Here is a 12525-nt window from a genome sequence, read left to right as displayed (position 1 = left end):
GCGGATGCGACGTACGCCGCACAGATGTGCACCCGAGGGGGGTGACAGGTCGCTACGCGCGTAGATATGCTCATCTGGTGACCATGCCCACCACCCTCACCGCATTCGCTGACGTGACGACGTCCGACAGTGCGCTGCGCCGCTTCCTGCACGGGTTGCCCGGCGTGGACGCCGTCGGCCTGGAGGCCCGCGCGGCCGGCCTCGGTACGCGTTCGATCAAGACCACGGCCAAGGCGTACGCCATCGACCTGGCCATTTCGATGATCGACCTGACCACGCTGGAAGGCGCAGACACCCCGGGCAAGGTCCGGGCGCTCGCCGCCAAGGCCGTTCATCCCGACCCGACCGACCGCACCACCCCGATGACCGCCGCCGTGTGCGTCTACCCGGACATGGTGGCCACCGCGAAGGCCGCCCTGCACGGCGCCGACGTGAAGGTCGCCTCCGTAGCCACCGCCTTCCCGGCGGGCCGCGCGGCCCTGCCCGTGAAGCTGGCCGACACCCGGGACGCCGTCGCCGCCGGCGCCGACGAGATCGACATGGTCATCGACCGTGGCGCCTTCCTCGCCGGCCGCTACCTGGAGACGTACGAGCTGATCAAGGCCGTCAAGGAGGCCTGCGTCCGCGAGGACGGCAGCGCCGCCCGCCTGAAGGTCATCTTCGAGACCGGCGAGCTGTCGACCTACGACAACATCCGCCGCGCCTCCTGGATCGGCATGCTCGCGGGCGCCGACTTCATCAAGACCTCCACCGGCAAGGTCGGGGTCAACGCGACCCCCGCCAACACCCTGCTGATGCTCGAAGCCGTCCGCGACTTCAAGGCGCAGACTGGAATCCAGATCGGTGTAAAGCCGGCCGGCGGCATCCGGACCACCAAGGACGCGATCAAGTTCCTGGTCCTGGTCAACGAGACCGCGGGCGAGGACTGGCTGACCAACGAATGGTTCCGGTTCGGCGCCTCCAGCCTGCTGAACGACCTGCTCATGCAGCGCCAGAAGCTCGCCACCGGCCGCTACTCCGGTCCTGACTACGTGACGGTGGACTGATCACCATGGCTTCCCTTTTCGAGTACGCACCGGCTCCCGAGTCCCGCTCGGTCGTCGACATCGCCCCCTCCTACGGCCTGTTCATCGACGGTGAGTTCACCGACGCGGCCGACGGCAAGGTCTTCAAGACCGTCAGCCCCTCCAGCGAGGAGGTGCTGGCCGAGGTCGCCCAGGCGGGCACCGCGGACGTCGACCGTGCCGTGAAGGCCGCCCGCAAGGCCTTCGAGAAGTGGTCCGCGCTGCCCGGATCCGAGCGCGCCAAGTACCTCTTCCGGATCGCCCGGATCATCCAGGAGCGCAGCCGCGAGCTGGCCGTCCTGGAGACCCTGGACAACGGCAAGCCGATCAAGGAGACCCGCGACGCGGACCTCCCGCTGGTCGCCGCGCACTTCTTCTACTACGCGGGCTGGGCCGACAAGCTCGACCACGCCGGCTACGGCGCGAACCCGCGCCCGCTCGGCGTGGCCGGCCAGGTCATCCCGTGGAACTTCCCGCTGCTGATGCTGGCGTGGAAGATCGCCCCGGCGCTCGCCGCCGGCAACACGGTGGTGCTGAAGCCCGCCGAGACCACCCCGCTGTCGGCGCTGTTCTTCGCGGACATCTGCCGCCAGGCCGGCCTGCCCAAGGGCGTCGTCAACATCATCCCCGGGTACGGGGACGCGGGCGCCGAGCTGGTTGCCCACCCCGACGTCAACAAGGTCGCCTTCACCGGCTCCACCGCGGTCGGCAAGGCCATCGCCCGCCAGGTCGCCGGCACCGACAAGAAGGTCACCCTGGAGCTGGGCGGCAAGGGCGCCAACATCGTCTTCGACGATGCGCCCATCGACCAGGCGGTCGAGGGCATCGTCGGCGGCATCTTCTTCAACCAGGGCCAGGTCTGCTGCGCGGGCTCCCGGCTGCTGGTCCAGGAGTCGATCCACGACGAGCTGCTGGACTCCCTCAAGCGCCGCCTGTCCACGCTGCGCCTCGGCGACCCGCTGGACAAGAACACCGACATCGGTGCGATCAACTCGGCCGAGCAGCTGGCCCGGATCACCGCACTCGCCGAGCAGGGCGAGGCCGAGGGCGCCGAGCGCTGGTCCCCGGCCTGCGAGATTCCGTCCGCCGGCTACTGGTTCGCCCCGACGCTCTTCACGAACGTCACCCAGGCGCACACCATCGCCCGCGACGAGATCTTCGGTCCGGTGCTGTCCGTGCTGACGTTCCGCACCCCGGACGAGGCCGTGGCCAAGGCCAACAACAGCCAGTACGGCCTGTCCGCCGGCATCTGGACGGAGAAGGGCTCGCGGATCCTCGCGGTCGCGAGCAAGCTCCGCGCGGGTGTGGTGTGGGCCAACACGTTCAACAAGTTCGACCCGACCTCGCCCTTCGGCGGCTACAAGGAGTCGGGCTTCGGCCGCGAGGGCGGCCGTCACGGTCTGGAGGCCTACCTCGATGTCTGAGAAGTCCGAGCAGCGTCTGAGCGTCTTCAAGACCTACAAGCTGTACGTGGGGGGCAAGTTCCCGCGTTCCGAGAGCGGCCGGGTGTACGAGGTGACCGACTCCAAGGGAAACTGGCTGGCCAACGCTCCGCTGTCGTCCCGCAAGGACGCCCGTGACGCGGTGGTCGCGGCCCGCAAGGCCTTCGGCGGCTGGTCGGGCGCCACCGCGTACAACCGCGGCCAGATCCTCTACCGCATTGCCGAAATGCTGGAGGGCCGCCGGGACCAGTTCGTCCGCGAGGTCGGCGAGGCCGAGGGGCTGTCGAAGTCGAAGGCGGCGGCGGTCGTGGACGCGGCCATCGACCGCTGGGTCTGGTACGCGGGCTGGACCGACAAGATCGCCCAGATCGTGGGCGGGGCCAACCCAGTCGCTGGCCCGTACTTCAACCTCTCCACCCCGGAGCCGACCGGTGTGGTGACGGTCGTGGCCCCGCAGGACTCCTCGTTCCTGGGCCTGATCTCGGTGATCGCCCCGGTGATCGCGACGGGCAACACGGTCGTGGTGATTGCCTCGGAGAAGTCCCCGCTCCCCGCCCTCTCCCTGGGCGAGGTGCTGGCCACCTCCGACCTGCCCGGCGGCGTGGTCAACATCCTGTCCGGCAAGGCCGGCGAGATGGGCCCGCACCTGGCGTCCCACCAGGACGTCAACGCGATCGACCTGGCCGGTGCGGATGTGGCGCTCGCCAAGGAGCTGGAGGTCGCGGCGGCCGACAACCTCAAGCGCGTCCTGCGTCCACAGCCTGTGGACGACTGGACCGCCGACCCGGGCACGCACCGCATGACGGCGTTCCTGGAAACCAAGACCGTCTGGCACCCCACGGGCTCGCTCGGCGCATCGGGCTCTGCCTATTAGGGCTCGGTTCGCCTCCGGCGGCGCTTCTGTCGGCTCCAGGAGGGCGTGCGTCCTCAGAAACCACTCGTTCCTCGCGGTTTCCTCCGGGCGCTCGCCCTCCTTCGCCGACGCGCCGCCTTCGGCTCACTCGCCCGCGCAGGCTTCGGCGGGACGGGCAAGGGGCGGCTGCGGCCGGTCCTGACAACGGCAGGGCTCACTTGCCCGCAAAGACCGGCCCCGGCAGCGAACCCCCGCGCTGCCGGGGCCTTTCGTCTAGCGCTGCCCGTTGAGCGGTCCCAGCAGGGACGAGACCGCGGTCGTGGGGAGTTCGCCGACCGAGGGGCCCTGGGTGAGTACCCCGGTGACCATCGTGGTGCCCACCGCCGGGAAGTCGGCGACCTTCGTGCCGACCCCGTTGTCCAGCGGGTCCACGCCGGTACCGGCGAGCGGGTTCACCTTGAGCGCGGTGACGGGATCGGTGATGCCGGCCAGCGCATGTGGCACCGACACCTCACCGGCCTGGGCCGCGCCCGCGGCCATCGCCAGGGCCGCGCCGGCCATCGAAACGGTCAGACCGGCGTTGCGGAGAGCGTGCCGGGGTGCGGATGATGCGTGACGTCCCATGCACTCAGCGTAGTTGAGGTGTGATGCTGAATACCAACGGGCCTCCGCGGGGATCCCCTACGCGGGGTAATGCGTCACACTGGTGTCCCGTGAGCTGTTCATCTCCCCTTCCGACGCGCGTCGTCCTGTTGACGGGTCCCTCGGGTTCAGGAAAGTCCTCGCTGGCAGCCCGGTCCGGGCTGCCAGTCCTGCGTCTCGACGATTTCTACAAAGAGGGGTCGGATCCGACCCTTCCGCTGGTCGACGGCAGCTCCGACATCGACTGGGACTCTCCGCGGTCCTGGGACTCGGACGCCGCCGTGGCGGCCGTCGCCGCGTTGTGCGGGGCGGGTCGGACCGCGGTGCCGGTCTACGACATCGCCACCAGTTCCCGGACCGGTTCCGAGACCCTCGACATCTCGCGCACCCCGCTGTTCATCGCGGAGGGGATCTTCGCGGCCGACATCGCGGCCCGGTGCCAGGAGCTGGGGCTGCTGGCCGATGCGATCTGCCTGCGCGGGCGGCCGTCCACGACGTTCCGGCGGCGGCTGTCGCGCGATCTGCGGGAGGGGCGCAAGTCGATGCCGTTCCTGCTGCGCAGGGGATGGCGGCTGATGCGCGCCGAGCGGGGCATCGTGGCCCGGCACGTCGCGCTGGGCGCGCACGCCTGTGGCCGGGACGAAGCGCTGGGCCGCCTCGCCGCGGCGGCGGCCGGCCGCCACCGCACGGCCGGCGCCACCAGCGGCGCCGCCGCCTAGGCCCGGGCCGTACGTGGTTGAACCCGCGCCCGGATAGGCACGTGGTTCAGGTGGGCAGCAGACCCTGCCCGCCAGTCGACGGACGGAGTCCGGCGCAGCCGGGCGAAGCCCGGGAGGCCCCTTGGGGCCGAGCGGTGCGAGTCCGGCGTCCAAAAATCAGAACAGCGCGGGATCAGTCGGACCCCCGGCCGACTGATCCCGCGCGTTCCCCCATGGCCTCCGTCCCACCCCCGCAGGACGGCCCCCGTGGCCGTTGGCTCTCAGGCGACGAGCTCCTCGAAGGACTCCGCCTCGTCACGGCCGAAGCTCAGCGCCTCGTCCTCGCGCAGCCGGCGCAGCGAGCGCCAGATGCTCGACTTCACCGTGCCGACGCTGATGCCCAGGATCTCGGCGATCTCCGGGTCCGTACGGCCCTCGTAGTAGCGCAGCACCAGCATGGTGCGCTGCGGCTCCGGGAGGCGGGTCAGGGCCTGCCACAGGACCGCGCGGAGTTCGGTGCCGCGCATCGCGTCCGAGTCGCCGACCGTCTCCGGCAGTTCCTCGGTCGGGTACTCGTTCAGCTTGCGCCGGCGCCAGGCGCTGATGTGCAGGTTGGTCATGGTCCGGCGCAGGTAGCCGCCGACCGCGGCCTTGTCGGTGATCCGGTCCCAGGCGCGGTACGTCGAGAACAGCGCGCTCTGCAGCAGGTCCTCGGCCTCGTGCCGGTCGCCGGTCAGGTGGAACGCGGTCGCGAAGAGCGCGGCCCGGCGCTCCTGGACGTACGCCGTGAACTCGGCCTCGGAGGAGGGCGACGGCGCAGCCGGTGCAGACTGCGTGCGCTGCGCGGGAACCGCCTGGTACTCGTTGGCGTCAATGGCTGTGAGATGAGCCGGCCGGGGCCGGGAGACCGTACGGGCAGCCGTCCGGCGGTTCACATCGTGCAGCCGCGTGACAACCGCGCTGGGCGTGGTGCTGTGCAGCGTGTTCATCTCGCGCCTCCTGATCGGTCCGACATCGAAAAGACTGCCGGGCCGACTTAACCGAGGTGTCCGCCGACTGTCACAGGGCTGTCACAGCCGCCTGTCGCGTGTCGCGCGGACCGCGGCTGTCGATCGTGACCGTTCGACGGTCGAAGTCCGAAGGGGGCATGGGACAGAATGAGCGGGTGCCTTTCCTGTTGCTGATCGAGGACGACGACGCCATCCGCACGGCCCTCGAACTCTCCCTGTCACGCCAGGGCCACCGTGTGGCCACCGCGGCGACGGGCGAGGACGGCCTGAAACTGCTGCGTGAGCAGCGGCCGGACCTGATCGTGCTGGACGTGATGCTGCCCGGGATCGACGGTTTCGAGGTCTGCCGGCGGATCCGGCGCACCGACCAGCTGCCGATCATCCTGCTGACCGCCCGCAGCGATGACATCGACGTGGTCGTCGGACTGGAGTCCGGTGCCGACGACTACGTGGTCAAGCCCGTCCAGGGCCGGGTGCTGGACGCCCGCATCCGGGCCGTGCTGCGCCGCGGTGAGCGGGAGGCCAGCGACTCGGCGACCTTCGGTTCCCTGGTCATCGACCGGGCCGCGATGACGGTCACCAAGAACGGCGACGACCTCCAGCTGACCCCGACCGAGCTGCGGCTGCTGCTGGAACTCAGCCGCCGGCCGGGCCAGGCACTGTCCCGGCAGCAGTTGCTCCGCCTGGTGTGGGAGCACGACTACCTCGGCGACTCCCGGCTGGTGGACGCGTGCGTGCAGCGGCTGCGCGCCAAGGTCGAGGACGTGCCGTCCTCGCCGACGCTGATCCGGACCGTGCGCGGGGTCGGCTACCGCCTGGACTCCCCGCAGTGATCCGCGCGCTGCTCGCGGGCCGGCGCTGGACCAGCCTGCGGCTGCGGCTCCTGATCGTGTTCGCGCTGGTCGCGCTGACCGCCGCGGTGTCGGCGTCCGGGATCGCGTACTGGCTGAACCGGGAGGCGGTGCTCACCCGTACCCAGGACGCCGCCCTCGGGGACTTCCGGCAGGAGATGCAGAACCGTGCCGCCGCGCTGCCCGGCGACCCGACCCCGCAGGAACTGCAGCGCACCGCCGAGCTGATGGCGGGCAGTGCCCCCGGGTACAGCGTGCTGCTGGTGGACGAACGCAAGAGCGGGCAGAAGGTGTCCGGTTCGGCCGGGCCGGACGCGTTCACGCTGGAGGACGTACCGAAGTCCCTCCAGTACGCGGTGAACGACCAGCAGAAGGTGACCGCGGCCAACGACGCCGAGTACCACATGTACTGGCAGCGGACGAAGCCCGACGGCAACCCGTACCTGGTGGGCGGCACCCGGATCGTGGGCGGCGGGCCGACCGGCTACATGTACAAGTCCCTGGCCACCGAGCGGGACGACCTGAACGCGCTGGCCTGGTCGCTGTGCATCGCGACGGCCCTGGCCCTGCTCGGTTCGGCGCTGCTGGCGCAGGCGGCGGCGCGGACCGTGCTCAAGCCGGTGCAGCGGCTGGGCGACGCCGCCCGCCGGCTGGGCGAGGGCGAACTGGACACCCGGCTGGACGTGTCCGGCACCGACGAACTGGCCGACCTCTCCCATACGTTCAACAAGACGGCGGAGGCGCTGGAGAAGAAGGTCGCCGACATGAGCGCCCGGGAGGAGTCCAGCCGGCGGTTCGTGGCGGACATGTCGCACGAACTGCGGACCCCGCTGACCGCGTTGACCGCGGTGACGGAGGTGCTGGAGGAGGAGGTCGAGGGCCTCGATCCGATGATCGCGCCGGCCGTGAACCTGGTGGTGAGCGAGACCCGGCGGCTCAACGTCCTGGTCGAGAACCTGATGGAGGTCACCCGCTTCGACGCGGGCACGGCCCGGCTGGTGCTCGACGACGTGGACGTGGCCGACCAGGTGACGGCCTGCATCGATGCGCGCGCCTGGCTGGACGCGGTGGAACTGGACGCGGAGCGGGGCATCGTGGCCCGGCTGGACCCGCGGCGGCTGGACGTGATCCTGGCGAACCTGATCGGCAACGCGCTCAAGCACGGCGGCTCGCCGGTCCGGGTTTCGGTGCGGATGGACGCGCAGTGGCTGGTGATCGAGGTACGGGACAACGGCCCGGGCATCCCGGAGGAGGTCCTCCCGCACGTATTCGACCGGTTCTACAAGGCGAGCGCCTCGAGGCCGCGTTCGGAGGGCAGCGGGCTCGGACTGTCCATCGCGATGGAGAACGCGCACATCCACGGCGGTGACATCACGGCGGCCAACTCCCCCGGGGGCGGTGCGCTGTTCACGCTGCGGCTGCCGGTCGACGTGGGAAGGGTGAGCGCCGGTGGCGAGGACACGGATGCAGATGCGTAAGCGGGTACAGGTGGGCGTGGTCGGGGTCGCGCTGTTGCTCTCCGGATGCGGGATCCGGGCCACCACCGTCCCGGTGGACGTGGGCGCGGCCCCGTCGCGGGTGTCCTGTGACATCCCGGCACAGAACGCCGCGACCTCCGTCCAGGGCTTCAGGGCCACCGTGGAGCTGGTCTGCGGATCGCAGCTGGTCGGTGTGGAGCGGGTGGTGCCGGCCCCGGAGAAGCGGCCGGTGCGGGAGCCGGAAGCGCTGGTGGCACAGGCACTGCTGGAGGCGCTGGAGCGCAACCCTTCCGGAGAGGAGCGGGAGGCGGGGTTCACCACCGGGGTTCCGGCCGGGCTGTCGGCGGTCCGGTCCCGGACCGGGGACCCGCAGGGCACCCTGCGGCTGAGCCGCCGGCCGGAGGACCTGCCGCCGGTGGCGCTGGCCCAGGTGGTGTGCACGCTGGCGGGCAGCGAGGCCGTTTCGGCGGGCCCGGGCCCGGTCATCCTGGGCGGCCCGGACGCGGATCCGCCGCGCAAGTGGGAGTGCACGGACGCGATGCGGGCCCGCCCGGAATCGGTGCCCACCCTGGGCGAGATAGCCCGTACGACACCCTCGCCGACACCCTCGCCGGCAGGGTCCCCGTCGCCGTCGGCCTCGGCCTCTTGACCCCGAGCGCGCTTGAGGTCCGCCCCTACGAGGTGGTCCGGGAGGTCGGCCCGGTGGCGCCCCGCGGCTGACGGCCCGCGGCTGACGGCGCGCGAGCCCGGTGGCGGGGCCGCTCAGGTCCGCCACCGGGCGGCCATCGGAGGCGGGCTCAGTTGGCCGCGTACAGCCGGACGGCGAATTCGGCGATCTCCTCGTCGGAGAGGTTCTTCGCCAGATTGGCCTCGGTGATCATGCCGACCAGGCGGTGGCCGTTCTGCACGTCGATCACGGGCATCCGCTTGATCTGGTGCATCTCCATGCTGTCCACGGCTTCGGTGGCGCTGCTCTCCGCATCGATCCAGTGCAGGTTCCCGCCGAGCTCGCCGGCCTTCATCGTCGCCGGGTCCTTACCCTCCGCGCAGCACTGGATCACGATGTCGCGGTCGGTGACCAGGCCCTGGAGACGCTGGTCGTCCCCGCAGATCGGCAGACAGCCGACATTCAGATCGCGCATCATCCGCGACGCGTCGAGCAGGGACTGGTGCTCGCCCACGCACTGCACACCGGCGGTCATGATGTCCCGGGCCCGCAGGTTCTTCGCCATGGTTCCTCCTTGGTTGCCATCGTTCCCTGTGGTTCCCACTACGAGCACAGCACGGATGGCGGAACACGGCGCGCCGGGCGCGCGAAGGCCCCCGGACCTCAGGGGGAGGGTCCGGGGGCCTTCGGCGGAGCCGGGCGGGTCAGATGCCCGCGGCGGCGGCCAGGTCCTTCTTGACCGCGGCCAGCACATCGGCACCGCGGACGCGGGCCGAGGCCAGGTCGGAGGCGTCCGCCACCGGGACCACGACCTCCAGGTAGCACTTGAGCTTGGGCTCGGTGCCGGACGGGCGGACGATCACCCGGGCCTTGTAGTCGCCGTCCAGGTAGTAGCGCAGGCCGTCGGTGGGCGGCAGTGCGTCGGTCCCCCGGGTGAGGTCCTCCGCCGAGGTCACCCGCAGGCCCGCCAGCACGGTCGGCGGCTGCTCCCGGAGCCGCTGCATGGCGTCGGCGATCACCGACAGGTCCTCGACCCGGACCGACAGCTGGTCGGTGGCGTGCAGGCCGTGCTCCATCGCCAGATCGTCCAGCAGATCGGTCAGGGTGCGGCCGTGCTCCTTGAGCTCCGAGGCCAGCTCGGCCACCAGCAGGGCGGCGGTGATGCCGTCCTTGTCGCGGACGCCCTCGGGGTCCACGCAGTAGCCGAGCGCCTCCTCGTAGCCGTAGCGCAGACCCTCCACCCGGGAGATCCACTTGAAGCCGGTGAGGGTCTCCTCGTAGCCGACCCCGGCCGCCTCGGCGATCCGGCCCAGCAGCGAGGAGGAGACGATGGACTCGGCGAAAACGCCCCGAGCGCCCTTGTGCACCAGGTGCTCGGCCAGCAGCGCGCCGACCTCGTCGCCGCGCAGCATCCGCCAGCCGCCCTCGACGCCATCGTCCGGAACGGCCACCGCGCAGCGGTCGGCGTCCGGGTCGTTGGCGATCACGATGTCCGGGCCCGCCGCGCGGGCCGCCTCGAAGGCGAGGTCCATCGCACCCGGCTCCTCCGGGTTGGGGAAGGCCACGGTGGGGAAGGCGGGGTCCGGTTCGGCCTGTTCGGCGACCAGGACGGGGGCCGGGAAGCCGGCCCGGGCGAAGGCCGCCATGACGACGTCCTTCCCGACGCCGTGCATGGCCGTGTAGACGGTCCGCACGGTGCGGGGGGACCCGGGGCTCAGGACGGCGTCCGTACGCGCCAGGTAGGCCTCCAGGACCTCGTCCCCGAGCTGTTCCCAGCCCTCCGCCGGACGCGGTACGTCGGCCAGCGCGCCGACCGCCGCGATCTCGGCGGCGATCTCCGCGTCCGCGGGGGACACGATCTGGGAGCCGTCGCCGAGGTAGACCTTGTAGCCGTTGTCCCGGGGCGGGTTGTGGCTCGCGGTCACCTCGACGCCGGCGACGGCACCCAGGTGCCTTATGGCGTACGCGAGGACGGGCGTCGGCAGCGGACGGGGCAGGACGGCGGCGCGCAGACCCGCGCCGGTCATCACCGCCGCGGTGTCGCGGGCGAAGTCCGCCGACTTGTACCGGGCGTCGTAGCCGACGACGACCAGGCCGCCCTCGTGGCCCTTCGCCTTGAGGTAGGCCGCGAGGCCCGCCGCGGCCCGGATGACCACCGAGCGGTTCATCCGCATCGGACCGGCCCCGATCTCGCCGCGCAGTCCGGCGGTGCCGAACTGCAGGGTGCCGGAGAAGCGGTCCGCGAGCTCGGTGAGGTCCTGTGCCTCGATGAGCCCGCGGAGCTCCGCGGCGGTCTCGGGGTCGGGGTCCTCGGCCAGCCATGCCTGGGCCCGTGCGATCAGATCGTCCTGCACTACTTCCGCCTAACCTCTCGCGTCGCCTACGCCTGGTGCTACCAGCGTCCTACCAGCCTGCTCAGATCCGGGCGAGGACCTGGGTGAGCAGCTCGCCCATCCGGGCGGCCGAGTCGCGGCCGGCCTGGAGGACCTCTTCGTGGTTGAGCGGCTCGCCGGACAGGCCCGCCGCCAGGTTGGTGACCAGCGAGATGCCGAGCACCTCGGCGCCGGCCTCACGGGCGGCGATGGCCTCCAGCACGGTGGACATGCCGACCAGGTCGGCGCCCATGACGCGGATCATGTTGATCTCGGCCGGGGTCTCGTAGTGCGGGCCGGGGAACTGGACGTAGACGCCCTCTTCGAGGGTCTCGTCGATCTCCTTGCACATCGCGCGCAGGCGAGGCGAGTAGAGGTCGGTGAGGTCCACGAAATTGGCGCCGACGATCGGCGAGGTCGCGGTGAGGTTGATGTGGTCGCTGATCAGGACCGGCTGGCCGGGGCGCATGCCCTCGCGGAGGCCGCCGCAGCCGTTGGTGAGCACGACCGTCTTGCAGCCGGCGGCCACGGCGGTGCGGACACCGTGGGCGACCGCGGCGACGCCGCGGCCCTCGTAGTAGTGGGTCCGGCCGAGGAAGACCAGCGCGCGCTTGTCGCCGATCTTGTACGAGCGGACCTTGCCGCCGTGGCCGGCGACGGCGGCTGCGGGGAAGCCGGGCAGCTTGGTGATCAGGAACTCGGCCTCGGGAGCGCCGAGGGCTTCGGCGGCCGGGGCCCAGCCGGAGCCCATGACGAGGGCGACATCGTGGGACTCGGCGCCGGTGAGCTCACGCAGACGCGCGGCCGCGGCGTCGGCGGCGGCGTGGGGATCGGTAACAGATGCGTTCACGCAGACGAGCGTAGCCGCTCCTGGCCTACGCGCGTAGATGTAACAGCTCACGGTGTTCGGATCGTTGCCTTGTCGTTTCCGACGATTTGCGCCACCCACCTGCGACGCAGCCCCGTTTCCGGGGCCGGAGGCAGTCAGCAGGGACGCTTGCGGAGTTCCATCACATAGTCGTGGGGGGCGCCCGCGGACTCCGCGGCGTCGGCGATCTCGCCGAGGTAGCGGGCCGACGGCAGGCCGCCCTCGTAACCGTTCAGGACGTACACCCAGGCGGCCTCCTCGCCGTCCAGGGTGTGCACCCGCACCCGCATCCGGCGGTAGATGTCGAGCCCGACACCCTCCCAGCGGTCCATGGACTCCTCGTCCGCGGGCGCGATGTCGTAGAGCGCGACGAAGACCTGCTGGCGCGGGGCCTCCACGATCGTGGCGAGGGCGCCCTCCCAGCCCATCTGCTCGCCGCCGAAGGTCAGCCGCCAGCCGTTGATCCAGCCCGTGCCGCGCAGCGGGGAATGCGGGGCGCGGCGCGTCATCAGCCGCGGGTCGAGGTTGCCGGCGTACGCGGCGTAGAGCGACATGAGGTCGAGGGTACGGGAGGGGTGGC

Annotated in this window: 13 protein-coding genes; 7 read left to right on the top strand and 6 right to left on the bottom strand. The window is 71.3% G+C overall.

Translation table 11 applies throughout. The features are described from left to right. Positions 1-83: 83 nt before the first annotated feature. The 3 genes from deoC to ABT123_RS15340 are packed head-to-tail and all read left to right on the top strand — an operon-like array spanning position 84 to position 3380. Positions 84-1046: a deoxyribose-phosphate aldolase gene (deoC, locus tag ABT123_RS15350; protein ID WP_351313899.1), complete on the top strand. Its 963-nt coding sequence runs from the start codon at positions 84-86 to the stop codon at positions 1044-1046. Between the two features lie 5 nt (positions 1047-1051). After that, the gene (locus tag ABT123_RS15345; protein WP_351313583.1) at positions 1052-2488 is read left to right on the top strand and encodes an aldehyde dehydrogenase family protein; all 1437 of its coding nucleotides are present in this window, start codon (positions 1052-1054) and stop codon (positions 2486-2488) included. Further along, complete coding sequence (locus ABT123_RS15340; RefSeq protein WP_351313580.1) at positions 2481-3380, top strand: aldehyde dehydrogenase family protein; 900 nt, start codon at positions 2481-2483, stop codon at positions 3378-3380. Before ABT123_RS15345 ends, ABT123_RS15340 begins: the two co-directional genes overlap by 8 nt. A 252-nt stretch (positions 3381-3632) precedes the next feature. Here ABT123_RS15340 and ABT123_RS15335 read toward each other — a convergent pair whose 3' ends face one another. After that, positions 3633-3983: a hypothetical protein gene (locus ABT123_RS15335; protein ID WP_351313577.1), complete on the bottom strand. Its 351-nt coding sequence runs from the start codon at positions 3981-3983 to the stop codon at positions 3633-3635. 23 nt (positions 3984-4006) lie between these two features. Between ABT123_RS15335 and ABT123_RS15330 the strand changes: the two genes are divergently transcribed. After that, the gene (locus tag ABT123_RS15330; RefSeq protein WP_351313574.1) at positions 4007-4720 is read left to right on the top strand and encodes a uridine kinase family protein; all 714 of its coding nucleotides are present in this window, start codon (positions 4007-4009) and stop codon (positions 4718-4720) included. 260 nt (positions 4721-4980) lie between these two features. Here the strand turns inward: ABT123_RS15330 and ABT123_RS15325 are convergent, their stop codons facing one another. Beyond that, complete coding sequence (locus tag ABT123_RS15325) at positions 4981-5688, bottom strand: SigE family RNA polymerase sigma factor (RefSeq protein ID WP_351313571.1); 708 nt, start codon at positions 5686-5688, stop codon at positions 4981-4983. A 176-nt stretch (positions 5689-5864) separates the two neighbouring features. Between ABT123_RS15325 and afsQ1 the strand changes: the two genes are divergently transcribed. The 3 genes from afsQ1 to ABT123_RS15310 are packed head-to-tail and all read left to right on the top strand — an operon-like array spanning position 5865 to position 8687. Continuing rightward, a complete protein-coding gene (gene afsQ1, locus ABT123_RS15320) occupies positions 5865-6542 on the top strand; it encodes a two-component system response regulator AfsQ1 (protein ID WP_190344991.1) in 678 nt (225 codons plus the stop codon). Next, positions 6440-8038, top strand: a complete 1599-nt coding sequence (locus tag ABT123_RS15315) for a sensor histidine kinase (RefSeq protein WP_502970962.1) — start codon at positions 6440-6442, stop codon at positions 8036-8038. Before afsQ1 ends, ABT123_RS15315 begins: the two co-directional genes overlap by 103 nt. Beyond that, entirely contained in the window at positions 8031-8687 is a 657-nt protein-coding gene (locus tag ABT123_RS15310) for a GerMN domain-containing protein (RefSeq protein WP_351313565.1), read from the top strand. Before ABT123_RS15315 ends, ABT123_RS15310 begins: the two co-directional genes overlap by 8 nt. A gap of 148 nt (positions 8688-8835) precedes the next feature. Here the strand turns inward: ABT123_RS15310 and ABT123_RS15305 are convergent, their stop codons facing one another. From ABT123_RS15305 to ABT123_RS15290, 4 genes are all read right to left on the bottom strand, one after another. Continuing rightward, the gene (locus ABT123_RS15305; protein WP_351313562.1) at positions 8836-9270 is read right to left on the bottom strand and encodes a CBS domain-containing protein; all 435 of its coding nucleotides are present in this window, start codon (positions 9268-9270) and stop codon (positions 8836-8838) included. Positions 9271-9409: 139 nt separating this feature from the next. Then, a complete protein-coding gene (locus ABT123_RS15300) occupies positions 9410-11059 on the bottom strand; it encodes a phospho-sugar mutase (RefSeq protein ID WP_351313560.1) in 1650 nt (549 codons plus the stop codon). Between the two features lie 61 nt (positions 11060-11120). Next, entirely contained in the window at positions 11121-11927 is an 807-nt protein-coding gene (locus ABT123_RS15295) for a purine-nucleoside phosphorylase (protein WP_351313557.1), read from the bottom strand. A 134-nt stretch (positions 11928-12061) separates the two neighbouring features. Further along, positions 12062-12499 (bottom strand): gamma-glutamylcyclotransferase family protein, encoded by a 438-nt coding sequence (locus ABT123_RS15290; RefSeq protein ID WP_150209391.1) that lies wholly within the window; start codon positions 12497-12499, stop codon positions 12062-12064. Positions 12500-12525: the final 26 nt, after the last annotated feature.

The organism is Streptomyces sp. NPDC002054, assembly GCF_040296685.1.
Lineage (GTDB): Bacteria > Actinomycetota > Actinomycetes > Streptomycetales > Streptomycetaceae > Streptomyces.
The sequence above is the reverse complement of the archived record's forward strand: the minus strand, read 5'-3'. Positions and strand labels throughout refer to the sequence as shown.

Excerpts from the sequence above, each read along its gene's own strand:
- deoC (WP_351313899.1), top strand. The coding sequence starts at position 84 with ATGCCCACCACCCTCACCGCATTCGCTGACGTGACGACGTCCGACAGT.
- ABT123_RS15345 (WP_351313583.1), top strand. The coding sequence starts at position 1,052 with ATGGCTTCCCTTTTCGAGTACGCACCGGCTCCCGAGTCCCGCTCGGTC.
- ABT123_RS15340 (WP_351313580.1), top strand. The coding sequence starts at position 2,481 with ATGTCTGAGAAGTCCGAGCAGCGTCTGAGCGTCTTCAAGACCTACAAG.
- ABT123_RS15335 (WP_351313577.1), bottom strand. The coding sequence starts at position 3,983 with ATGGGACGTCACGCATCATCCGCACCCCGGCACGCTCTCCGCAACGCC.
- ABT123_RS15330 (WP_351313574.1), top strand. The coding sequence starts at position 4,007 with ATGCTGAATACCAACGGGCCTCCGCGGGGATCCCCTACGCGGGGTAAT.
- ABT123_RS15325 (WP_351313571.1), bottom strand. The coding sequence starts at position 5,688 with ATGAACACGCTGCACAGCACCACGCCCAGCGCGGTTGTCACGCGGCTG.
- ABT123_RS15310 (WP_351313565.1), top strand. The coding sequence starts at position 8,031 with ATGCGTAAGCGGGTACAGGTGGGCGTGGTCGGGGTCGCGCTGTTGCTC.
- ABT123_RS15305 (WP_351313562.1), bottom strand. The coding sequence starts at position 9,270 with ATGGCGAAGAACCTGCGGGCCCGGGACATCATGACCGCCGGTGTGCAG.
- ABT123_RS15290 (WP_150209391.1), bottom strand. The coding sequence starts at position 12,499 with ATGTCGCTCTACGCCGCGTACGCCGGCAACCTCGACCCGCGGCTGATG.